This is a genomic window from Kitasatospora sp. NBC_01250 (assembly GCF_036226465.1).
Taxonomy (GTDB): domain Bacteria; phylum Actinomycetota; class Actinomycetes; order Streptomycetales; family Streptomycetaceae; genus Kitasatospora.
Genome location: NZ_CP108476.1, coordinates 6,451,088 through 6,473,258, shown reverse-complemented (window position 1 = coordinate 6,473,258; position 22,171 = coordinate 6,451,088). Strand labels below are relative to the sequence as shown.

Genomic DNA, 22,171 nt, shown 5'->3' with positions numbered 1-22,171 from the left:
GCGCACCAAACTGGCGAATCACGCCATCGTCACGCCCACTCTTCCTCTGCGAGGGGCGCTTCATTTAGCCGGTCGCGAAAAATCCGCCAATTCGGCATGAATCTCTCCATGAGCTCGATGAAGCGTTCGCCATGGTTGCGTTCGAGATAGTGCACCATCTCGTGAACAACAACGTATTCGAGGCAACCTGGATGTTTTTTGGAGAGCTCCACATTGAACCAAATCTGCCCGGTCTCGCGATTACACGATCCCCACTTGGTTTTCATGCGCTTGATGTTCCACCGCGGCACCGACACCTCAAGGACGGGTTCCCACTTGGCGATCAAGTCCGGGATCACGTGCCGAAGCTGCTCCCGGCACCAGCGGTCGAGCAGCTCCCGCCGCCGTTCAGCCGTGGTGCCGGCCTGGACGTACAGGAGCAGCCGCTCACCGTCCAGCTCGAAGTGAGCCCGCCCAGGACGCTCCACGACCTTCATCCTGCGGCGGACCCCCCACACGTAGTGCGACTCGCCCGTGACCATCTCTCGCACGGACTGCCGTGCAGCCGACCGAAGCTGCTCGCGCTTCTCTCTGATCCACGGCAGGCGTTGGATCACAGCGAGTCGCACCTGCTCATCGTCGAGCTGGTGCGGCGCCGCCACACGGACGCGTCCCGAGGGTGGATACACACCGATGTGCAGGTTCTTGATGTTCTTGTAGACGACATCGATGTCGATGCCACGGATGGTGAGAGAAGTACTAGCGGTACTCATGGCGTGCCTTTAGCAGATCCATGAGCTCATCAAACCTGTCGAAGTCGGAGGTCAGAGCTTGAGCGAGCGCGCGCCTGACCTTCTTCTCCTTCATCGCGTTGCCCACCCACGAGTCGGGCTTGGTGTGAAGGACGGTGGTGTCCACGACCACGGCCAGCTCCGGTGACGGATCGAAGAAATCAATCAGGGCTCGGCGGCCACCATTGTCAGCCCACTCCGGATACTTGGTGCTTGACTCGCCCTTGCCGATCTTGGACGCATGCTCCAGGAGCTTCGCAAGGTAATCCTTGTAGTCCAGGGCCCCCTGCCGCCGCTCTTCGAGAATGGCGTCGAGCAGCTCCGACATCTTGTCGTAGTACTTCGGGTTCATCGGGTGCTCATCGATGATCACCATGCGCATGTTGTTGGCAATCGTTGCCGCAACCGCTTCCGGGTTCCTCCTGATACCCGCGGGAAGCCTCTCTAGCGCGCCGGATCGCATCTCGACGATCAACTGCATCAGGCCGGCTTCCTCGAAATCGGAGACGACCTCGGAGGGGCTGGCGCTGATGTACGTGTCCAGCAAATGCCGCATACCGGCCTCGTACTGCTTGAAATCGACGTTCTCGCCAGCGCCGAGCTTCACCTCGGCACGCACGTCGGCGTAGTGAGCAATCTCTCCCTTGATCGCTGCGGCTTCGGCGTCGCTGAACCCAGCGGCCTGCATTTCGTTGGCGAGGTTGCCGTATGCGCGGGTCACGGCTGCCACGGACTTGTAGAGCTCGACCCGCTTGGGTTCGTTAGCCTTCAACTGGCCAACGTTGCCATGCTCCCGGGAGCAGAAGTACTGCTGGTACTGGAGGGTGCCCTTCGGTGGTTCGACCGGCTCACAGAGCGCCCGGATCTTCTCCAGTGCCTCATTGAGGTTATCCCGGGCCTTATCGATCCGGTCTGACAGCAGCCCTTGTACGTCCTTCGCTTCGTAGCCTTCAAGAGCACCGCTGGTGTAGTCCTTGATCGCGGACTCAAGGGAGTTGAACAGGTCACGGTAATCGACGATGTAGCCGTAGTCCTTGTCCTCGCCGTCGAGGCGGTTGACCCGGCAGATCGCCTGGAACAGACCATGGTCCTGCATCTTCTTATCGATGTACAGGTACGTAGCGCTTGGGGCATCGAAGCCGGTCAGAAGCTTGTCGACGACGATGAGCAGCCGCATCTGGCCCGGTTCCTTGACGAAACGTTCCTTGACGTCCTTTTCGAACTGCTCGACCTTGCCCATCGCCTTGTCGGCAGGCTCGTTGAAGTGGTCTGCGAGCATCCGCCGATAGATCTCGTACTGGCGCAGCCGCTCGGTTGCGCCGTGGCCTGAGTCTTCCTTAGCGATATCACTCGCCTGCGGTGTGTACGACGTGATGATGGCGCACTTGCCCTTGAACCCGGCCTGGGTAAACAGCTCGTAGAGCTTGCACGCCTGGTAAATGCTCTGACTGACGAGGATAGCGTTGCCGCGGCCATCCGCCAGACGCGGCTTGACCTCCATGTCGAACAGGATGTCATTGACTATCTGCCGGGCCCGTGGCTCCGAACTGGCGACCTTCTGAACGGTGCCCCAGCGCTTCTTGAGCTCAGCGCGAGACAGGTCCGTCATACCGCGGGTCTTGGCCTCGAACCACTGGTCGACCTTCGTCGGCGAGGTCAGGTCCTGGTCGATGTTGCGAGCCTCGTACCGCAAGTCGAGCACGACGCCGTCCGCAATGCCCTCGTTGAACTTGTAGGTGTGGATGAAGCCGCCGAACCGCTGGACAGTGGTGTCCTTGTCCTCCTTGAGGAGGGGCGTGCCCGTGAAGCCGATGAACATGGCGCCAGGCATGAGGGCCTTCATGGCGTCGTGCATCTTGCCGGACTGCGTACGGTGGGCTTCGTCCACGAAGACGAAGAGGTTGCCCTTGGCCCGGAAGTCTTTGGGGACGGTTGCTCTCAGTTCACGGATGAACTCACTCTCAGCTTCATCGCGGACAGCTTCGTCTTCCGAGCCGCGGAACTTGTGAACCAGCGAGCAGATCAGCCACTTCTCGTCCGCATTCAACGCGGCGAGGAGGCCAGGGCCGCTCTTGGTTCGGTAGATTTCCTTCCCGACCCCATGGAAGACCTTTTCGATCTGCTCATCCAGTTCGGTCCGATCAGTAATCAGCAAGACCCGTGGGTTCGTCCCGACTTGAGATTCCCGGATCCAATTGGCCAGCCACACCATCGTCAGGGACTTACCGGAGCCCTGGGTGTGCCAAATGATGCCGCCCTCCCGCTTGGCGATCCGCTCCTGAGCCGCCTTGACGCCAAAGTACTGGTTGTGTCGACACGTCTTCTTCTGTCCTGAGTCGAAGACCATGAAGTCGTGAACCAGCTCGAGCAGGCGCCCCTTCGAGCAGAGTTGCACCAAGGAACGGTCGAGGGGATCTTCAATGTCGGACGGCTCACGCCACGCCAACCAGTGCTTCTCTGGCGTGTCGATGGCGCTGTAACGCAACCCCTCTACGTCGTTGCCGGCCATGACGAGCTGCACCGTGGTAAAGAACGACCGAATGAACTCAGGACGCTGATTCCCGATGCTCTGCCGGATGCCGTCAGAGACGGCGACCTTCGAGCGCTTGAATTCGATCGTCCCGAAGGCGATGCCGTTGACGTACAACACGATGTCCGGGCGCTTGGTGTGCTGCCCCAGAACCGTTACTTCCTCGGCCAGGGCGAAGTGATTCGCTTCGGGGTTCGCCCAATCGATGAGCCACACCGTCTCCACCTGCTCGCCGAAACCAGGCTTAACCTTCACCCCGTACCGGAGCAGGCCGTAGACGTCCCGGTTCGCTTCATACAGGTCGCGTCCCCCACCGAGCGATGCGTCGCTCTTCAGGTCGTCGATCGCCTTGTTGATGAGGTTGTCGCTGTAGCCCCGGGTGCGGAGGTTTTGAGTGAGCAGCTCCACATCAACGTTGGAGTTTGCCGCGCGGTGCTCCCAGTTGCCTAGGTACTCGTAGCCCAACGAGTCTCGGAACAGCTTGACGACACGGTCTTGAGTCTTGCGCTCCGACTGGCCGACGTTGCTCACGCTGCGCTCTCCATGACGGGAAGGCGAGTGCGGCCTGTCAGGAGCTGTTGCATCATGCCTTGCTTGACAGCGCGCGCCTTATCGAGACGGACCTCATGGGCAGTGATTTCGGCATCCATATCAGACAACACCTCAGCAATCGCCGCCTGTTCGCGTCGATCAGTAGGCCAAAGAAGACGAAGATTGCTAAGCCTTGAGCTGCCTAGATGCGCAACCGAGGTAGTCTTCGTAGCGATAACAGAAAACGCCCCCGCCCACTGGCAATACCGAAAGAGATGTGCAGCGAATTCGGGAGACGTCCCCGGGTAGGATCGAAATCGGAGCAGCTGATTCTGCATTGCGCAGGGAGTTCCGAATTCACCGCTGTAAATGGAGCAGCGACCAACGAGCTCTAGAGACTGGCCTTCATTGAGTAGAACATCCCCGCATTCAATGCGAAAGCGTTCAAACTCGACATCTGTCATAGGCATCCATAGAACGTCCTCTAGATCGATTCGCCCATCAAGCACGTTCTTTGTCCGAAGGTAGGGACGCAAGGCTCCAGCACCGCTGACGTTCAGTGCCTTGCCAGCAAGGACATCCCCCATCTCAGCAACAAGATGATACTCCCAGACGCCCTCGAACCCCTGCAGGCGTGTCCGACCGGTCAGGAGCTGCTGCATCATGCCTTGCTTAATCGCCCGCTCCTTGGCGATCTGGCGCTCTAGTGCAGAGATCAGATTGTCGCAATCGCTCAGAGCATCGGCGATTACCCTCTGGTCATCGACCGATAGTGGCAGGGAGACCAATTCGCTGTGGAGGTCGTTACGATTGACTCCAGGCACCCCGCTCTTTCCACTGTGTGCTGCGAAGTTGATCCGCTGCAACAGGTAATAAACGAAGCGCTTGTCATTCCCATGGAAATTGGAGACCCACAGGGTGGTGTTGAGTGGCCAGAAGTCGACCTCTTCGAAAAAGACCTCTCCAATGGTTCCATATCGGCCCGTCACGACTCCCGGTGCCTTGACCATCGGCTGGTCGTGCCATCCGCTGATTCCAGATGAGCTCACGATCGGAGTCGTACCGCGGCGCCGGAGCCTTGACGGAAGATCGAAGCCACGCTGGAGCGTCACCACTGCTCCGAGATGGGTCGTTCGCCAGCCGGTCACTGTTCCACCCCCATCATTTCAAGGTGGCCGGCGACTTTCGCTTCGAGCATCCTCAATGTGGCATTTAGCGAGCTGACCGTCTCCGCGTATCGCTCGCCCAGTTCCTGAATACGCGCCACCAGCGCCAAGGTCAGTGAGTTGACAACCTGAGCGACGCGCTCCGCGATCGTCGTATGCCACTTGTCGTCGAGTACAAGCTGCTTGATTTGAGGCTCGGTGAGATCACCATACTTCTTGAGGGTTGCCAGATCGAGCGCGGCCTGAGACTCCTTGGCGGCCTTCTTGGCGACAGCCTCTTCGTTGTACAGCTTGACCAGGTACTGCAGCGCCGTGATCTCCTCCACGTCGGCTCCCTGATATCGGGCCGCCTTGAGTCGCGTCGAAGCAAGCGGCTTGGAGATCTTGCCATCGTCCATTGCCTCAGCAAGTAGGCCGTCCTCCACGGCGTGCTCCTCGATGTACTCCTCGACAGCGCGGCTTGCCTCTTCGGCCGCCGCATGCAGTGAATCAACCTTGGCCTGCTCCTCCGCAAAGTAACGGGCGAGCACTAGCGCTGGCGGGATGAGGTCCATCTTGTACTTGATGGCACTGCGCCCTGAGCCAATGACAAGGTCCGGGGTCTCAGAGAGCTTGCGCTCCTTGTCCTCGATGGTCTTGCGGGGCTTCGCCGCCTCACACCACCCGTCGTTCATGACGAGGAAGACGTCGTCGTGCATGACGCCGTGCCAATAAGTCATGAGCTGCTCGTAGACGTCGTACCCGTCGACCAGAGGGGTGTTCTTGAACCGGGCCAGTAGATCGTCACTGATGCCAGCGATCAGATCCTTGGGGAGGGTGTCCGGGTTGAGCACTTGCAGGGCCGGCCGGTGCGCGGCGAACCAGTCGTCAACCTGTCCACGGACGTCCATAGCGAACTTCTGGAACTCGTCGGAGTCCAGGATGGCCTGTTGTACCTCAGCCACGCTGACAGCCAGATCGCTATAGCCAGAGCGGTTTGGCTTGAAGAGCGTGTGACGAAGGCTTGGGAATGCCTCCCAGTACCCGTCGAGTGCATCCAGGTCGCGGTCCGGGATCCCGCCCTTCATGTGGGCGTGAAGGTCCTGGATGTCTTCTGGATCGGAGGAATCGATGTACCGCGGGATGTTGAGGTTGTAGTCGTTCTTCGGGTCAGCAATCTCGTGGAGCGCCACCATTTGCGAATAGCGCTCGATCTCAGTCTGCTTGTTGAAGACGTCGACGATCTTGTGGATGTCCTGACTCCGAAGGCGATTCTTGTTGCCGTCCTTCATGAAACCCTTGGAAGCATCGATCATGAAGACGCCAGTGCGCGCGTGGGCATTCTCCTTGTCGAGGATGACGATGCAGGCTGGAATGCCGGTGCCGTAGAAGAGGTTCGCGGGCAGGCCGATAATGCCCTTGATGTAGCCGCGACGCAACAGCTCTCTACGAATGCTCGCTTCGGCGTGACCACGGAACAGCACACCGTGCGGCAAGATGACTGCGGCCTTGCCGTTGCTCTTGAGGGACTTGAGGACGTGCAGGAGGAAGGCGTAGTCGCCGTTCTTCTCCGGCGGCCGACCGAACTCGAAGCGACCGTAGTCGTTCTCCAGGCCGTTTCCCCATGACTTGATAGAGAACGGCGGATTGGCGACGGCGAAGTCGAAGGTCTGTAGCCGTGCGCCCTGGGTGAACTGTGGGCTGGTGATCGTGTCGCCCTTGCGGATTTCACGGTCCTCGTAGCCGTGGAGGATCATGTTCATCTGGGCCAGCGCCCACGTGGCGTTGTCCTTCTCCTGGCCATAAATGGTGAGGCCGCGTGGAGCCTCGTCAGCGACCTTGAGGAGCAACGAGCCGGACCCGCACGTGGGGTCGTAGACCGTTTGGTCCTGTCGGGTGCCCGATCCGATACCGACGACCTTGGCGAGCACCCGCGAGACTTCGGCCGGAGTGTAGAACTGCCCCTTCGATTTGCCCGACTCCGTTGCGAAGTGCCGCATCAGGTATTCGTAGGCGTCGCCAAGCAGGTCGTCGCCCTCAGCGCGGCTACCTCGGAAGTCGAGAACAGCGAAAATCGCCACCAGCTTGGAGAGGCGATCCTGCATCTCCTTGCCCTTGCCGAGCTTCTCCTCGTCGTTGAAGTCGGCCAGGTCGATGACCTTCTCGAGTCCGTTGGCCTCAGCGAGCTTGCCGATGATCTTGTTGATCTTGTCGCCGATCTCCTTATCGCCCTTGAGAGCGACCATGTCATCGAAGGATCCGCCGGCGGGGACGTCGATCAGGGAGTTCGGATCGGACTTGGCCTTGTCCGTCACATACTTCACGAACAGCAGCGTCAGGATGTAGTCCTTGTACTGGCCGGCATCCATTCCGCCGCGCAACTCGTCGCAGCTCCGCCAGAGCGAGCTGTACAGGTCAGACTTCTTGAGGGCCACTACCACGTCACCCCATCGATTGCGTCGAGACCAGAGCCAGACCGCGATTCCACGGCAGGGTGTACGTGTGGCCTGTCCATCCTTCGGCGCCCATCCTTCGTGTGTCCATGCGCGACCGCATCATCACTACCGGTGATGCTCAAGCTGAGTGTCTCAACGATAGCGCCGGGAGGTGACGAAGGATCCCGGTACCATCCGGCGCCCAAGGACGCATGTCGAGCTCACCGCTCTACGCAAGGAGAACGCCGATCTGCGGTGCTCGTGCGAGCTCCTCAAGGCCACTTCGGTTTTTTTGCCCAGGAGCTCGACCCCACCCGGCGACGGTACTGAGGCTCATCGACGAGCACCAGCACCGCTTCGGAGCCGAGCCCGTCCTCCGGGAACTGCACATCCCCCGCCTCCCCCTACCACCGCTGGCGCTCCGCGTCCACGAGCCCTGCGAACGCAGACGGTACGACGCCGAGCTGACCGGGCGGATTCACTACATCCACGCCGCCTTTCGGCGCGAGGTCACTCACGTCGGCCGCAAGCGGGTCGAGCCCCTGATGCGCCAGGCCTGCCTCCAGGGCGTCAGCCCGCGCCGGCCCCCGCTCGTTCACCCGCCACGACCAACGGACGACCTCACCCCGGACCTGGTCCAGCGCGATTTCACCGCCGACGCTCCGAACCGGCTGTAGGTCGCCGACATCTCGCTCGTCCCCACCGGCGAGGGCCCCGTGGCGACTGGCCACGATCCGCGACGCCTTCTCCCGCTGGATCGTGGGCTGGCACACCTCCGAGCACGCGGACGCCGCCCTGGCCCTCATCACCTGGGATGCGCCTGCATGGCCAGGGAGGCTCATCCATCACAGCGACCACGACTACCCAGTACATGTCCATCAAGCCACAACCCGCCCGCTGAAGGCAGGAACCGCCCGGGGTGCCGCCAGCCACGGCACCGCCTACCGGCCGACCCCAGGCTTCACGGCTTCCACGGCTCGCGCCAGCTGTGCATTCGCGCTGTGCTCGATGCCCCGGAACCCGTTCCCGAGGTAGCCGCCAATCACGATGACGGTGGCCGCCGCGCCGAGGGCGAGCGCCAGTCGTTCACCTCTCGACAGAGCGGTCGCGCCCTCCGACGGTGCGGTTCGGCGGTAAACGAGCACCCCGGTCGCGAAGGCCCCGGAAACGACAAGGGCAGTGATCAGGTCAAAGGTTATGTACAAGAAGCCCCTCGGGTTCGGAGCCCGCCGCCGAAACGGGACGCCTTGGCGGCGGGCACAGGCAAACGGCCTGGTTCACGGACGGACGCGACGCCCTCGGTCGGGGCCGCATGGGTCGGCTACTCGGCGTCCAGCTTCTGTCGCAGCTGATCCAACGTGGAACCGTCGGGCGTCCGCCAGAGGGTCCAGCCGTTGATGATGTTGCCAGTCACGGCCTCTGCGGCCTTCGACGGCGAGGGAAAGGGAGAGGAGTGCCCGTCGACGACGAGCTGACCATCGGCGGTGACAACGGCGCGGCCCGACCTGTTGGCGCGGCGCTGACGGAACGTGAGGACAGTCCCCGGTTCGAGCAGGTCGGCGCGCATCAACCCAGCCAGGGGCCCCTGGGGAATGACCGGAGCGACCTGCGCGAAGCCAGTCGCTTCACCGAGGGACAGGGTGACGTGGACGGTGACGTCACCGCTCGCACTTACGAGTCGGGCGATGACAGCGGGGTCGAAGTGGATGCTAAGCGTGGCCATGCGCGCCCCTGACGTAGGCGGCCTCCCCCGACGGGATGCCTTGACTTGCCTTCGACTTTAAGCAGCACAAGCCGCTTGAGTCAACTCTGCCATCCAGCAGTTAAGGAGAAGTCTGGGTGTTGGGTTCCGACCGGGTCCCCTGCGGACACGGTTGGCAGTGAGGCGCCGACAGGACGCAGGACCTGCAGACGCCTCAGCGGCCACCCGGGAGGCATTCGGAGCAGCGCCGCGTGCCGCATCCCCCGCGATCGGCGCTGCGGCTGCCTTCATCTCGCCAGGAAGCTGTTCAGCGCTTTGCTGCGGATGTCCCGCGTCGTTGCCAGCTGGTCCAGCAACCGCCGCTCATGGGCATCGAAGCTCGCCATGGCTTCACCGATGGACCGCTGGGTGTCGAGATCGGGAAGGACGACGGGCAGCATCCCGAGCACCTCGAGAGAGATGGTGCGCAGGGCCAGGCTCCCGGTCGAGTGCGCGTCGAGCCACTCCCGAGCCCCAGGGCTGCGCAGGAACGCCGCCAAGTAGTGAGAGTCGACGGTGCCGGGAGGACTGATCACGAAACAGCCGGTGCCGCAGACCCATCCCTGCTGTTCTTCTCCGACCACGGCGCATCGTCCGAGATCGCCACGGCGCGCTACCACGATGTCCCCGATATTCAACCGGAAGCGGTCAAGCCGTTCGGCATGCTGCTCGGAGATGCACTTGATGCCGTCCACGATGAAGCCGACGTCCGAGATGTCCTTCGGCATCACAACGGGGACCCCGCCGACCCCCACGTAGTCCTGGGCCCGGACCCGGCTTCCCGAAGGCCCCGCGAGCAGCCGCACAGGACGCCCACCGGCCGTCGAGTCGCCGCTCACCACGTCCTTCAGCAGCAGGCTCTGGCATCGGATGCCGTCCTGCGCCAGTTGATCCTGTGCGCCGGCGATCTGCGCCAGTTCCGCTCCGAGCTCCGATGCCTCTCGGTTGCGCCGCTCGAAATCGGCCAGCATGGCGCTCAGGTCTGCAGCCCCGCTCGGCCCGCTCTCCGTCCGGAGGTAGGTCCGCGGATCCAAATTTCCTGTGTTCTCGATGAGCTCGGCATAGGAAACCGCTCGGGCGAAACCCGGCTCGTCCACCTCCTCCGAGGTTCCGAGCCAGAGTCGGAAGCAGTCTGCGATGCGATCGACGTCCTCACCCGACAGCACGCGGGGCCGCTCCGACGGCTGGCCCCCCACGCTGCGAGCATCGACGAGGATCACGGAGTCGCTACGCTGCGCCGGCCGGGACCGGCGGCCCCGGCCGAGTACCCAGACGTGCACGGCGATATTGGTACCCGCGAAGAGGTGCGCCGGCAGCGCGATGACCGCGAGAACCGCGCCCAGGGCGACCATCTCACGGCGGATCCGCGCCTCCGCTCCTCCCGCCCAAGCCGCCCGCGCAGGCATCACAACCGCCGCGATCCCCCCTTCCTTGAGCTGGGACCAGGCAAGCTGCAACCAGGCGAAGTTGGCGCTCGACTCCGGTGGCGAGATGAACTGCCGGTGCTCCCACCCGTCGATGCGCTGATTGAACGGCGGATTGCTCAGCACCCGGTCGGCACGGCCCAGGCTCCGGTCCCGCAACAGCGTCGCCGGATCCGCCAGTTCCACCTGCGGCACGCTCACCCCGTGCAGGGCCAGGTTCAACATCGCCGGGCGCACGTTGCTCCGATCCGCCGCGTACGCCTCGAACGAGTTGTCGCCGACCGGCCCCCGCCCGGCCAGGTACCGAGCAGCGGCCGCAAGCACGCTGCCGGTACCACAGGCCGGATCCATGATCCGGTCTCCCGGACGAGGGTCGGCCAGATCGACGAGCAGATCGGCGACCCCGCGCGGCGTGTAGAACTCCCCTCCAGGCAATGCCCCTTCAGCGGCATGCCGTTGGAGCAGCAGCTCACAGACCTCAGCCACCGCGACTTCTCCGAAGCCGGGGCCCCGGTCCAACGCCGCGACGAAAGCCGTCATCCAGGCGGCATCGTCCGGTCCACTCCCGAGGTCGAGGTCGGCCGACCATGGCAGCGGAAAACCCGGATGCCTGGCCGCGTCCTGCAGAGCCCCCCGAAGTTCGGCCACCGGAGAGAAACCGGCTGCGGCCTCCGCCGAAGCGCGTTTCCACCGCTTCACGAAATCGCCCTCGGGCCGGCCTCCCGCCTCCGCAAAGGCGGCCAGCACCAGGATCGCCAGCATCGCGTCGAGGTCACCGACCGTACCGCGGCCGCGCCGGTAGGGCGCATACGCCCGCCACAACCGCTCGGCGAGCTCTGCTGCCGGATTTGCCGCTTCTGCGATCATCGAATGCTCTCCCTCGAAATCCTTCTCCTGCTACTTCACCTGGCTGATGAAGTACGCCCCGGCGGTGACCGTGATCAGCAGGCACAGTCGCAACGTCGCCCCCGTGCTCTGCATCGCCTTACCCAGCAGTTCGATGAACGCCCTCATTGCGCTCGGCTCCCCTCAACGGATCATATGCGCAGTATCACTGCGCAATTAGCCTGACCATGCCAGGAGGCAGCTGACAAACCCCGGCAGGTTGGCGCGGTTCCCACATTAGCGAAGCAAGCCGTCATACATAGAGGGGAGCGGCGAACGAGCAAGAGGCCCCCGGCGCGGTCTGCGGAGCTCTGCGCAGCGTTGCTGCGCAGTATCCCCACGAGGTAACCGCCAGCTCCGGCCACCGATCAACGCGACAGCTCCTGCGGCGACAGCACGTCAACGAAGCTTGCGTGTGACTCAGATCACACCAATGGGATTGGAGACTCCCTGCCCGCAGGAGCCTGGGGCACCCCGGACCGGAGCACCGACGCGACTCCGCTTCGATGTGCGGCTAGAGGAGGCACCGCTGGACGATCGACAGCCAACGGGGCGACGGGGCGACGGCTCCGGCAGTAAGCGAAGTCAGGAATCGGCCTCCACTGGCGGATCGAACGGACAGCGACAGGGACGTCGAGCTACTGCTCGAGCACAGAGGCTGGACGCTGCGCCTGCCAACCCAATTGGACCTGCTTCTCGGCGGAAAGCACCTCCGCCACGCGAAACAGGACGCGAAGCACGGAAAGTCTCCGTCATGTAATAGAAAGTGTCTTATACTGCAACCATGAAGCCACTCCGAGCCGGGACCACCGAGAACATCTCCGTGTCCATGCCCACCGAGCTGGTCAGTGAGCTCCGCTCTCGAACCGGTCGCCGCGGGCTGTCTAGCTACGTCACCGAGGCAGTCCGGCACCAGCTCGCCATGGACGGGCTCGCCGAGATCGTCGCGTCGCACGAAGAGGAACACGGCGTGCTCACGGAGCAGGAGATCGAAGCCGCTCGTCGTGAGCTGTTCGGCGACCAGAACGCCGGTACGGTCGAACGGGGCGCTGCGTGAAGGAGCAGCCGGCCCGGTCGCTGGTACTCGACTCCGAGGCGCTCTCCCTGCTCCTGCTTAACGACCGCACGATGGCGGCTCGCATCGAGGCATCCCGGCAGGTCGGAGTACCTGTCCTCGTGTCTGTGCTCACCATCGTCGAAGCAGCACAGGGAAAGACCGACCCGGCGCGCTTGAAATGGGTGCTCTCCCGGCTGCGGGTGGAGCCAGTCAGCCAGGAGGACTCCCTGACCGCGGTGGCGCTGCTCCGGGACGCCGGCGGGCTGCACGGGCACAAGTACGCCATCGACGCTCTCGTCGCCGCGCTCGCACTACGGGCCCCAACCCCTGTGATCGTGCTGACCTCCGACCGCGACGACTGGTCGAAGCTCTGCGGAAGCCGCGTGATCATCAGAGAGCTGTGATGCCCGCGGACTACTGGGTTTGTGAGTTCACTGGCACCAGTGGCAAACGGCATCGCCGACGGACAGCAGCACCGGCACCCCGTGCCGCTCGGCCTCCTCGAAAGCCTCCGGGCCCCAGGGCCACCAGTCGACCCTGTTGTCAGCGTGCTGGAAGAGCACCGAAGCTCCCCTGGCTGCTGTCCAGTGTCGCTCCACAGTGCGGGTTGGCACAGCTAGCGCAGCACATTCAGTGGTTCCCATCACGAACGTGACCACCGCCATCGCCACGATGACGGACGATCAGATGGTTACTGCCGTCTACGCCTGCCTGGCGGAGCGGGACCTGCTGCCCGGCGGCACGGGGTGACCGCCGGCATGCCAACGCCAACGCCGTGGTCACTGCGCGCCGAGACCACCACGTGGCTCTACACGGCCCGATGAGGCCGGCGACCGTTCCACACACTCGCACCACATACGCGCAGGGCGCCTTCATCATCGGCTGTGACAATCAGCGCGTTACGTGCCCGAACGGGGTGACCAGCACCCAGTGGCACCAGCGCGTTCCAGGGCCGGAGTGCCGACCATTCGGGTCCGGTTCTCCCGGGCCGACTGCCGGCCCGGCCCTGCGCTGCGGGAGTGCGTCAACTCACCCAGAGCCAAGTGCTGGGAGATCAACCTGCGTCCCCGCGAGGAGTACGAAGTCCGCCAGCACGCCCGCGAGCTCCAGCAGAGCGACGGGTGGAAGGCCCGGTACAAGATCCGCGCTGGTGTCGAGGGAACAACCTCCCAAGCGGTCAGGGCCTGCGACCTACGCAGCGCCCGTTACCGAGCCATGCCGAAGACAAGCCCCCAGCACCAACGCACCGGAGCGGCGATCGGCCTCATCCACATCGACGCCTGGCCCACCGACACTCCCCACGCCCGACCGCGCACCAGCATCCTGGCAACGCTTCGCCAACAGCATCCTCTTGCCGGGGCGGCGGCCCTTCCTCTGTGCGGCTCTTCGGACAGAAGCGGTCGCCATCCCTGACCATCGGCTGCCAAAGCAGCACCCAAGCACCCGGAGCACTTGTGACCACGAACACCGTCCATCGCGCCACCCGGTTCGCCGCTGTCTACGCGCTGTTCAGAGCCTCCGCGGACGTGGCCGACCACTGGGTTAACGCGGCAAAGGCCGTGTCCACCTTCCTCTGCGTCTCGCTTTCGAGGGGCATTCGCCGAGCGCGGTCCGCCCGAGATTCCGTTCGGGTGTCTCGGTTAGCGGGCGTCGACAGTGCGCCTCGGAATGCACTCTCGGGGGTGACGGCATGACGACGTCGATCGATCAGCTCGCCACCTTGGCGACGTTCGGTTCCGTCTGGGCTGTGCTGGCTGTTGGTCACAACGTCGCGGACCACGTACTCGGCCAGAGCGATCACCAGGCCGCGAACAAGGGTGCGCCGAGCGCCGATGATGTGTCCGCCGGGGTGAGTCCGCGCCGGGGTTGGATGGCCTGCCTGGCCCATGTTGGCCAGTACCACCTCGTCATGGCCGCGCTTCTCGCCCTGGTATGGCTGTTCATCCCGATCCCGCTGTCCGTGACCGGGCTGGCCGCCGGCTTTGCATGGTCGGCGGCCAGCCATGCTGTGCTGGACCGGCGTTGGCCGGTGCGATGGCTGCTGCAGCACACCGGCTCGCCGGACTTCGCCAGCCTGCGGACGGCCGGGCTCAATGGGATGTACTTGGCTGATCAAGCTCTGCACGCCTTGGCTCTGCTTGTCTCCGCGCTCCTGATCACCCGCTTGTGATTTCCGCTAGATGACTACCTGTTTCCAATCCCCGAAGCCACAGGTCAACCCGCGAATGTCCGAAATGAGGGATTCGTGGAAGTGCTCGTCGAACGGTCACTCCGACCGTTCGACGACCGGAGTGTCGGGGTGGGACACGAAGTACGGGGCGGTCTCCAGGGAGACCTCTCACCCGGAGGCTGGCGAACTCGGTCGGCGGACCGACTCGGCCTTGATCGTTCTCAAGTTGGTGGCCACCTACTTGCCCTGGGGCCCACCTGATACCCAGGCTACCGAGCCCGTCGGCCCGAGGGCTTGAGAGCAAGGTTCTCAAGAGAGCAGGAACACGATTGCGCAGATGATCAGCACGAGGGCGGTCGCGCATCCTCCGCTTGTTGGCGGAGAAGCACTACGCCTGCCGGGAGCTGTTGGCGGAGAAGGGCGACGCCTGGCGGGAGTCCAAACACCAGGGCGATAGCCCTGGAGCTCTCCCCTTCGGTAGACGAATGACGACTTCATGAATTCGTCACGAGCTTGCGCCTTCCATTGCTTGTGCATAGCCGCCCCGACCGCGGCTGGATGTGCACCGTCGGGCACTCGGAATACTAGCCATGCCCGGGGTGGCTCCATGTCGCTCCACAGCATGAACTCACCGCCCGTGACATCGCTGGTCAAGAGCGCCGCGCAAGCCGCAAAGTTTGGCCACTGGCCGTCGCCCTCGCCTAGCAAAAAGGTGCGCAGATCAGAGCTCGCCTGGCTGGCGGTGTCGAACGTTCTGAAGTGCTCGGCACCGTAGGAGCCGTCAGTGAAATCTTGCGAGAAGTCCCTTGGCCCACGCTCCCTGGCCTCCCAGGGGCTCGGAACCTGAAGCCAGGTCCACTTTTCCATGCTGCCTCCCTTGGAATGCAGTCTCTGACCAGCGGTCCGCACGGACGACCCCGGAGCGGAAGACGGCACGGACACCGTCGTCGCCTCACAGTCCGGCCCGTGAGCAAGAGAGGCCCGGCCACCTTCGGCCGGGCCTCTCTTGCTTACTTCGGTTGCCAGAGTGCCATCCTGTCGTTGTGCCGCTTCTTACGGCTAAGCGAGTCCTTCATCCAGACCTCCCGTGCCCGGTGCTGCCAGAGCTGATAGGTCGCTAGAGCAGCACTCTGAACCGAGGACGCCCCCTCGCGCACCGTGAAAACCATCCAGGTTCGATGATCATCGAACCAAATGACGAACTCACCTAGTGGGAACCGCGGCAGGCTGTCCGTTTGATAGTGCACCCGCCCGCCAACGTCTAACAGCCAGCCCCGCAGGTCGATGATGGCCTCGCTGGCGGTCTCGAAGGTCGTGAACGACTTCCCATAGGGATTGAAGTGTGTGTGATGGCGTTGACTGAGCACGCTCGCATCGAGCTGGCCCCAAGGGGGGTAGATCCCCACGCAAGTCCACCTGGCCATGAGGCTCACCTCCCGGATCGCTCGACAGAATTGATGGCACATCGGCGTTGTGGCTGTCGACGGAGTGGTGACTACCCAAGTTCCGCTCGCTCATGCTCACCCGCCGCCAGCGTCTGCATGTGCGTGATCCACACTCCGGGTGCTTCGAATGCCACTCGCTAGGCCACCACGCCCTGAAGGACATAGGCGCTCAGCGGCGGGGCAGGGGGATGACGCTCCCGGCATCGTCCCCTTGCTCCATGTCGGTTGCCAGGGTGGCGAGTTCACCGCTGAACGTACTTCGCTCGCGGCGGAGGCGCTGGAGCTCGTCGTCCTTGGCCGCGAGGGCGGACAGCAGCATTCGGTGGCGTTCCTTGAGCTGGTTGAACTCCGTGTGGGTGCGGGCGAGTTTGCCGGTGAGCCGCTGGTTCAGATCGCGCAACCGGGCGATGCGGGCCTCACGCGGATCGGGCTGCTGGCCAGCTGCCTGGGCGGCCGCCCGCCGTTTCTCGAACTCGTCCTTGAGGTGGCCCCAGGTCCGGTAGAGGGAGGCGCGGGAGATGCCGGCTTCGCGGGCGAGCGTCTTGACGTCGCAGGCCCCGCCGGCAGGAATCTGCCCGGCCAGCAGACGGTCGATGGCCGCCCGGATCCGCCGCTCGATCTGGTCGCGCTGGTCCTGACTGAGCGCCATCTCATTCGGCCTTTCCGGATGCCTTGTCGATCTCTTCGAGGATCCGCTTCGAGCGGTCGAGCTCGGCCCGCAGCCGGCTCTTCTCCCCGGCCGGGACGCGGGGGCTGGCCAGCAGCTCGGCGCCATTGGTCGCGGCGGCCTGCCAGACGGGACGGTGGATGAGGTGATGAGTGGCCTGCGGACAGCGGCTGCTGTCGCACAGCCCGGTCAGCGGGGCCGCTGCGGTCTTGGTGCCGGCGAGCTTGAGGCACAACGCCTTCGCCGGGTCTTCGAACCAGCAGTAGTTCGCCGCGGAGAGGTGCAGCGCCGAGGCCTTCCGCTTCAACAGCAGTTCGACTTGGCGGTCGGTGACCACCTTCGCCGGGCCCGGATCGTGCTGCTCGAGCTCGTTCTCGACGGAGCGGAAGGTGGCCAGCAGGGCGTCGGCCCCGGGGCCGGCCGGGAGCTGGCCTTCTTGGTACTGGCGGAAGGACTCGACGGTCCGGTTGAGCTTCTCCTTCGCCTCCGCCGTCTTCCACTCGTGGTGGAAGACGGCCTGGGCGCCTCCGGGGCGGCCTGCGTATCCCTCGCTGGTGGCCACGGAGAGGTGCTTGAAGTGGACCTTGGTGGCGAAGAGGCCTCCTGGGCGGGCCGCCATCTCCACGGACAGCGTCCGCCGCAGACGTCGGGGGTGCACCGCCACCTCCGGGATCGGTTCCAGGCCGAGCCGCTGTCCGGCCGGCGAGGCGACCCACTTCCGCAGCCAGGTCATCGGCCCTCTGCCCTCGAAGCCGTTGAAGTGGCCGAACAGAAGCTGCCCGGGCTCGGCGTCGGTGAGCTGCTCTGCCAGGGCGATGACGCGGACGACCTCCTCGATGACGACCCACTCGTCGGGCTCGCCTCCCCAGCGGCGGGCCTTGATGACCTTGCCAACGAGGCGGTGGCGGGCCAGGCCGGTGTCGTCGTCGCGGTCCGTGCGGCGGCAGCCGACGACCAGCTCCATCAGCTCGCTGGAGCGCATCCCGGTCAGCGCCGAGGTGGCGACCACGCAGGCGTGGCCGGCGACCCGGACCAGCGAGTCGGCGAAAATATGGGACAGGGGGAGCGACCACGGGACCATCTCGCCGGTGTCCGCGCGAGGGACCTCAACTCCGTTGCGGCACCACACGTACTCGGTGCCGACTTCGGCGACCGCCTCCTCCAGCATCGGCCGGGCCCTGGCCAGGAGGCGCTTGCCGACGTCCCGGTGCCCGATCGGCCGCAGCAGGTGCTGGAAGTTGAAGTCCAGCAACGGGTCGTGGCGGTCCCATCCGCGCCGCAGGCGCTTGGCCACCTGCCACGTCTCGATCTTGGGCAGCGGCTCGGCGGCCCGCAGGTGCTCCTCGACGAGCGAGGCGAGCAGGCCGGCGTCGTTGAGGTTCCGGTTCCATTCGATCTGCTGGCGGGCCAGGCGCTCGGCCCGCAGTGCGGCCCGCAGGCCAACGATGTGGGGGCCGAGCACGTCGACCAGGTGCAGGCACGCGGTCAGCAGCGGGCCGAGGACGGTGTCGTCCAGCGGCGCGGTCTTGATCACGATATGAGGGCGTGTCGGGGCACCGGTGACCTGCCCGGGCGTCCTGTCTCCCCAGGGGCGGAACCCGGGCCGGTGGCGGTCGGCGGACAGCAGCTCGCCGTAGTCGGCGATGTCCTGCATCCCCGACACCACCGACCGCAGCGAGCTCCCGAGCTTGTCCCGCAGGACTGCGCCGGTCTCCTTGTCCCGCACGACGCCGTACTCGCGCAGGAAGGCCTCGCAGTGGTCCTGGGTGACGGCGGCGAGCGAGCTGACCCGGCGTTCGGCCAGCCAGTTCAGCCAGAAGGTGAGGTGGTAGAGCCGGGCCTGGACCGTCCGGGGGTGACGCGGGACGCGGCGGGCCTGCGGCACGGCGAGCACGCGTTCGTCCTGGCTGGCGACCCAAGCGAGGGCGAGCTCCTTGGCGACCACGCGCCAGCCCGAATGGAGGATGCGCTCGAACGGCCAGGTCTTCTCCGCCAGCGACATCTGGACCGGGGCGTCGGCCCAGCCGGTGAGCGACCACACGTCGTCCTCGAAGCGGGGCCGGGGGTGGCCGTCGAGCCAGGAGAGCCGGGCGGTGGTCGCGATGTCCGCCCCGGCGAACACCGACCTGCGGGGCTGCCCGGCCGGGACGGGGAGGGCACTCACGATGTCATCTCCTCGGCTCGCAGCGGCAGTTCCGCGTCATCGTCGTGGACCTCGCCGTGAGCGGCCTCGATGGCGGCTTTCTCGAAGCGCGGCAGGATCTCGGCGGAGAGCCGGCGGGCGTACGGGGCGAGGGTCGCGGCGAACTGCTCGTGCGGCATCTGACGGAACTGTCGGGCGAAGTAGGCCTTCAGCCGGAGCAGGTTGGGCAGGTGACGTGGGGCGAACAGCGCCAGCGGGCAGAGCAGGCAGACCCATGGCCGGGCCGGGCACGGCTTGCCTTTCGGGCCGTGCAGCCCGGCGAGCTGGTCGGAGCAGGCCCCGCTGAACACGTCCCTCTCGCCCGAGAGCAGTTCGGCGAGCACGCCTTCGTCCAGGCCCAGGCGCCGCACTTCCTCCGGCAGGCGGGCGGCGGTAACGGCCTCGTCGACGACCACGGGCGTGCTCGCGCGCCGCAGCAGGTCGCCCTGCGCGTCCCGGGCGATCTCTCCGACGACGGCCTTCTGAGCCGGGGTCGAGGCTGCCAGGTAGTGGTCTCCCTCGACCTGCGGGGAGTGGTTCGGGTCGATCGTGGCCCGCAGCGACCACTGGCGCTGGCCGCGCTCGGCGATGAAGGTCGTTCTCAACCGTCGCCGGTCGATCCAGAGCGGCGCTCCAGCTTCGGAGTGCAGGTCGTGGTCCTTGACCCACTTGCGCAGCACGTGGTTGGCGAAGGTGGCCCGTCCCGGCAGACCCTGCAAGGTCACCAGCCAGAAGTGCACGGCCAGTTCGGCCGGGACGCGCCCGCGCAGCAGCGCGCTGTGCGCCTGCCATCGCTCCAGCAGCCGCGATGCCCGGGCCGGGAGCACCAGGCTCTCGTCGGCGGTGCGGCCCTTGGTGTAGGAGAGGAGGGTCGCCTGCCGTCCGGCCCACCGGATGCCGGAGACCTCCAGGCCGGTCAGTCCGTCCGGGACGATGCCGGTCCACGCTGCCAGCAGCAGCACGTAGGGAACCGCCTGGTCGTGGGAAGGGAACAGCGCGTCGCGGACACGGCGGATGCCGCGATACCTTCCCTTGAACTCCTGCTCCGTCAGGCCCATGTGCTCGGCAACCACAGCCGACCGGACCGGACCGGTCCGCAGCAGCAGCCAGGCCCCGTTCGCCTCGTTCCAGCCGCCGACCGCCGGGTCCTGCCCGCTCTCGGCGAGCGCGACCATGGCTTGGTGCACGTTGTCGAGGCGGCGTACCTCGCGTTTGCAGAGGTCGATGACCCGGTTCCACTCGGCCGGCTCGTAGGGCTGCAGCGGACCGTTGACCACAGGGCGTGTGTAGTTGGTGCCGAACACCATCTGCCGGACCGGCTCGTCGAGCAGTTGGTGATGCTGGTCGAGGGCCCGCAGGATTGTGCGGGTGCGGTATTCGACCAGGTAGTGCGAGCGCAGCCAGAAGGAGCCGAGCATCGCCCGGGTCAGCTCGGCGGCGGAACCCTGGAAGCCGTCCTCGGCCAGTTCACGGACCATCCGCCGCAGGGAGTAGAGGAAGCTCAGGACCGTGGTCCGCTTGCTGAGCGGCCCGTGGGGGTGGACCGAGGCAGCGAGGCCTTCGGCCAGGTCGGCGGCCAGCCGGGCGTTCGGCAGGTCACCGATCTCGATCACGCACGGCTCTTCGCCGGGAAGGGACACTTTCAGCGCGAGCGGCTCGTCGATCACTTCGGCCGGCATCAGAAGTCCTCCTCGAACTCGGAGTCGGCCTCGGCGAGCACGGCCGGGGTGATGGCCCCGTGAGCGTTCTCCCAGGCCGCGCGGTAGATCCGGTGCACGTCCAGCCGCTTGAGGTAGACCTCCGTGGTGACCACGCTGGAGTGCCCGAGCAGGTCGCGCAGGATCAACAGAGGATCGGCTTTCAACAGGTAGAGCGCCAAGCCCGAGGCATCGCCGGTGGCTGCCGCGAGTTGGGCGGCCTGCCGGTAGTGGCCCTCCACCAGCTTCTCCAGCGTGGCCATCGCGAAGGTGTGCCGGCACCGGTGCGGGGCGACGTCCGGGAACCGCGGCTCGAAGCGGCCGCGGATTCGGCGGGCCGTTCGGCGGAACAGCGTTCCCCAGTCCACGAAGGGCCGGCCGTCGTAGCTCAGTGCCAGCAGCAGGGAGCCGCCTTCCGGGCCGACCAGCCGCAGGCGTTCCTCCGGCCGAAGGGCCGACCAGGTCGTTCGTCGGCCGTTGATCCGGCCGCCGTAGAAGTCCGCGTCCTCCGCGACCAGCGGGTTCTTCGGCCTCCACGAGCCGCGCGACATCTCCCGGTCGAGAGCGGCGTAGGAGTGCACCGCCGCCGGTGCGGGGTAGTCGATCCACGTCGTGCGGAACTTGCGGCCCTTGGCTCCCAGCTGCGGAACCGCCCAGGGGATCGGCACCTCGGTTGGCTCAGCGGGCAGCGGCGGAACCTCGTGGACCAGCAGGTAGGTGAACTCCCGGCTCCGCATCCCGGTGCCCAGCACCAGGCCGCCCATCGCCGCGTTCCGGCCTGGGAAGCGTCCGCGGAACGTCGCGTCCTCCAACCCGTCCGGGCCCAGGCCGGCCAGGCCGTAGCGGAAGAGATCAGCGAAGTCCGCCTCCAGGTACTGCACCGTCACATGCGGCTTCGGCCTTCGCATCCGAGCCTGGTTCCGTTCGGTCTCCACCAGCCGGCCCTGCACCATCCGCTTGCCGACGGCCACCGTGAAGGGCACCGCTGTCGCCAGCCCCTCGCTGCCGGCCCAGCTGTAGAACCGGCTGAGCGCGGTGATCTGCAGCTCCCAGGACGAGGAGTCCAGCCGTTCGTTCAGCGGTCCCGACAGCCGACGGTCCGCGTACGTGCCGAGAGCGGCGACCAGGTCCTCCCGGGCGCCGAACACCTCGACACGGTGTCGTCGCAGGTGAACCAGCCAGTCCCGAGCCGCCAGCGCGTACGCCCGCCACGAGTTCGGCGAAGGGGCCCCGCTCGACGGCAGCGTCCGCAGCCACGCGTTCACCGCCCGCGTCGCCCGCGGACCGTCCTCGTCCTCGAACGCGAAGTCGTCATCGAGAAGTACCGGCATCCGCTCAGGGATCAGCGGCTGACCGCCAAGCCCCCAGGACTGCCAGCCCTCGGCAGAGAAGTAGTGCACCAACACACGGCGGGACGGTAGGCCCGCGACACGACCCTCATCAACTGCTAACCCCACGCCCATCCAACGGGAGCTGAGGAATGTGAGACACG

At 65.4% G+C, this 22,171-nt stretch carries 16 protein-coding genes and 1 pseudogene; 5 read left to right on the top strand and 12 right to left on the bottom strand.

Going from position 1 to position 22,171, the window contains the following annotated elements:
• Positions 1–29: 29 nt before the first annotated feature.
• Genes OG500_RS27370 through OG500_RS27355 form a run of 4 tightly spaced genes read right to left on the bottom strand, consistent with a single transcriptional unit; the run spans position 30 to position 7,411 of the window.
• Positions 30–752 (bottom strand): M48 family metallopeptidase, encoded by a 723-nt coding sequence (locus OG500_RS27370; RefSeq protein ID WP_329584037.1) that lies wholly within the window; start codon positions 750–752, stop codon positions 30–32.
• Complete coding sequence (locus tag OG500_RS27365) at positions 739–3,831, bottom strand: type I restriction endonuclease subunit R (RefSeq protein WP_329584035.1); 3,093 nt, start codon at positions 3,829–3,831, stop codon at positions 739–741. Before OG500_RS27365 ends, OG500_RS27370 begins: the two co-directional genes overlap by 14 nt.
• A complete protein-coding gene (locus OG500_RS27360) occupies positions 3,828–4,979 on the bottom strand; it encodes a restriction endonuclease subunit S (RefSeq protein WP_329584033.1) in 1,152 nt (383 codons plus the stop codon). The genes OG500_RS27365 and OG500_RS27360 overlap by 4 nt, the downstream gene beginning before the upstream one ends.
• Positions 4,976–7,411 (bottom strand): type I restriction-modification system subunit M, encoded by a 2,436-nt coding sequence (locus OG500_RS27355; protein WP_329584031.1) that lies wholly within the window; start codon positions 7,409–7,411, stop codon positions 4,976–4,978. The genes OG500_RS27360 and OG500_RS27355 overlap by 4 nt, the downstream gene beginning before the upstream one ends.
• A 212-nt stretch (positions 7,412–7,623) precedes the next feature.
• Here OG500_RS27355 and OG500_RS38235 point away from each other — a divergent pair, with 212 nt between their 5' ends.
• On the top strand, positions 7,624–8,088 hold the full coding sequence (locus OG500_RS38235; protein WP_442907068.1) for an IS3 family transposase: 465 nt from the start codon (positions 7,624–7,626) through the stop codon (positions 8,086–8,088).
• Between the two features lie 644 nt (positions 8,089–8,732).
• Here the strand turns inward: OG500_RS38235 and OG500_RS27350 are convergent.
• Together OG500_RS27350 and OG500_RS27345 are read right to left on the bottom strand one after the other, a co-directional pair.
• Entirely contained in the window at positions 8,733–9,134 is a 402-nt protein-coding gene (locus tag OG500_RS27350) for a DUF4357 domain-containing protein (RefSeq protein WP_329584029.1), read from the bottom strand.
• Positions 9,135–9,400: 266 nt separating this feature from the next.
• Positions 9,401–11,443, bottom strand: a complete 2,043-nt coding sequence (locus OG500_RS27345) for an N-6 DNA methylase (protein WP_329584028.1) — start codon at positions 11,441–11,443, stop codon at positions 9,401–9,403.
• 802 nt (positions 11,444–12,245) lie between these two features.
• Between OG500_RS27345 and OG500_RS27340 the strand changes: the two genes are divergently transcribed.
• Entirely contained in the window at positions 12,246–12,518 is a 273-nt protein-coding gene (locus tag OG500_RS27340) for a hypothetical protein (RefSeq protein ID WP_329584026.1), read from the top strand.
• Positions 12,515–12,922: a PIN domain-containing protein gene (locus tag OG500_RS27335; protein ID WP_329584024.1), complete on the top strand. Its 408-nt coding sequence runs from the start codon at positions 12,515–12,517 to the stop codon at positions 12,920–12,922. The genes OG500_RS27340 and OG500_RS27335 overlap by 4 nt, the downstream gene beginning before the upstream one ends.
• Before the next feature lie 33 nt (positions 12,923–12,955).
• Here the strand turns inward: OG500_RS27335 and OG500_RS27330 are convergent.
• Positions 12,956–13,081 (bottom strand): annotated as a pseudogene (locus OG500_RS27330) (DUF255 domain-containing protein); the annotation flags it as partial.
• A 340-nt stretch (positions 13,082–13,421) separates the two neighbouring features.
• Between OG500_RS27330 and OG500_RS38230 the strand changes: the two are divergent.
• Together OG500_RS38230 and OG500_RS27325 are read left to right on the top strand one after the other, a co-directional pair.
• The gene (locus OG500_RS38230; protein WP_442907067.1) at positions 13,422–13,931 is read left to right on the top strand and encodes a transposase; all 510 of its coding nucleotides are present in this window, start codon (positions 13,422–13,424) and stop codon (positions 13,929–13,931) included.
• Between the two features lie 277 nt (positions 13,932–14,208).
• Positions 14,209–14,688, top strand: coding sequence for a hypothetical protein (locus OG500_RS27325; RefSeq protein ID WP_329584022.1), 480 nt, complete (start codon positions 14,209–14,211; stop codon positions 14,686–14,688).
• A gap of 1,010 nt (positions 14,689–15,698) precedes the next feature.
• Here OG500_RS27325 and OG500_RS27320 read toward each other — a convergent pair.
• The 5 genes from OG500_RS27320 to OG500_RS27300 form a co-directional block, all read right to left on the bottom strand.
• Complete coding sequence (locus tag OG500_RS27320) at positions 15,699–16,094, bottom strand: hypothetical protein (protein ID WP_329584020.1); 396 nt, start codon at positions 16,092–16,094, stop codon at positions 15,699–15,701.
• Positions 16,095–16,302: 208 nt separating this feature from the next.
• Entirely contained in the window at positions 16,303–16,782 is a 480-nt protein-coding gene (locus tag OG500_RS27315; protein WP_329584018.1) for a hypothetical protein, read from the bottom strand.
• A gap of 1 nt (position 16,783) precedes the next feature.
• Positions 16,784–18,964 (bottom strand): hypothetical protein, encoded by a 2,181-nt coding sequence (locus tag OG500_RS27310; protein ID WP_329584017.1) that lies wholly within the window; start codon positions 18,962–18,964, stop codon positions 16,784–16,786.
• On the bottom strand, positions 18,961–20,661 hold the full coding sequence (locus OG500_RS27305; RefSeq protein WP_329584015.1) for a hypothetical protein: 1,701 nt from the start codon (positions 20,659–20,661) through the stop codon (positions 18,961–18,963). Before OG500_RS27305 ends, OG500_RS27310 begins: the two co-directional genes overlap by 4 nt.
• Positions 20,661–22,085: a site-specific integrase gene (locus OG500_RS27300; protein ID WP_329584013.1), complete on the bottom strand. Its 1,425-nt coding sequence runs from the start codon at positions 22,083–22,085 to the stop codon at positions 20,661–20,663. Before OG500_RS27300 ends, OG500_RS27305 begins: the two co-directional genes overlap by 1 nt.
• Positions 22,086–22,171: the final 86 nt, after the last annotated feature.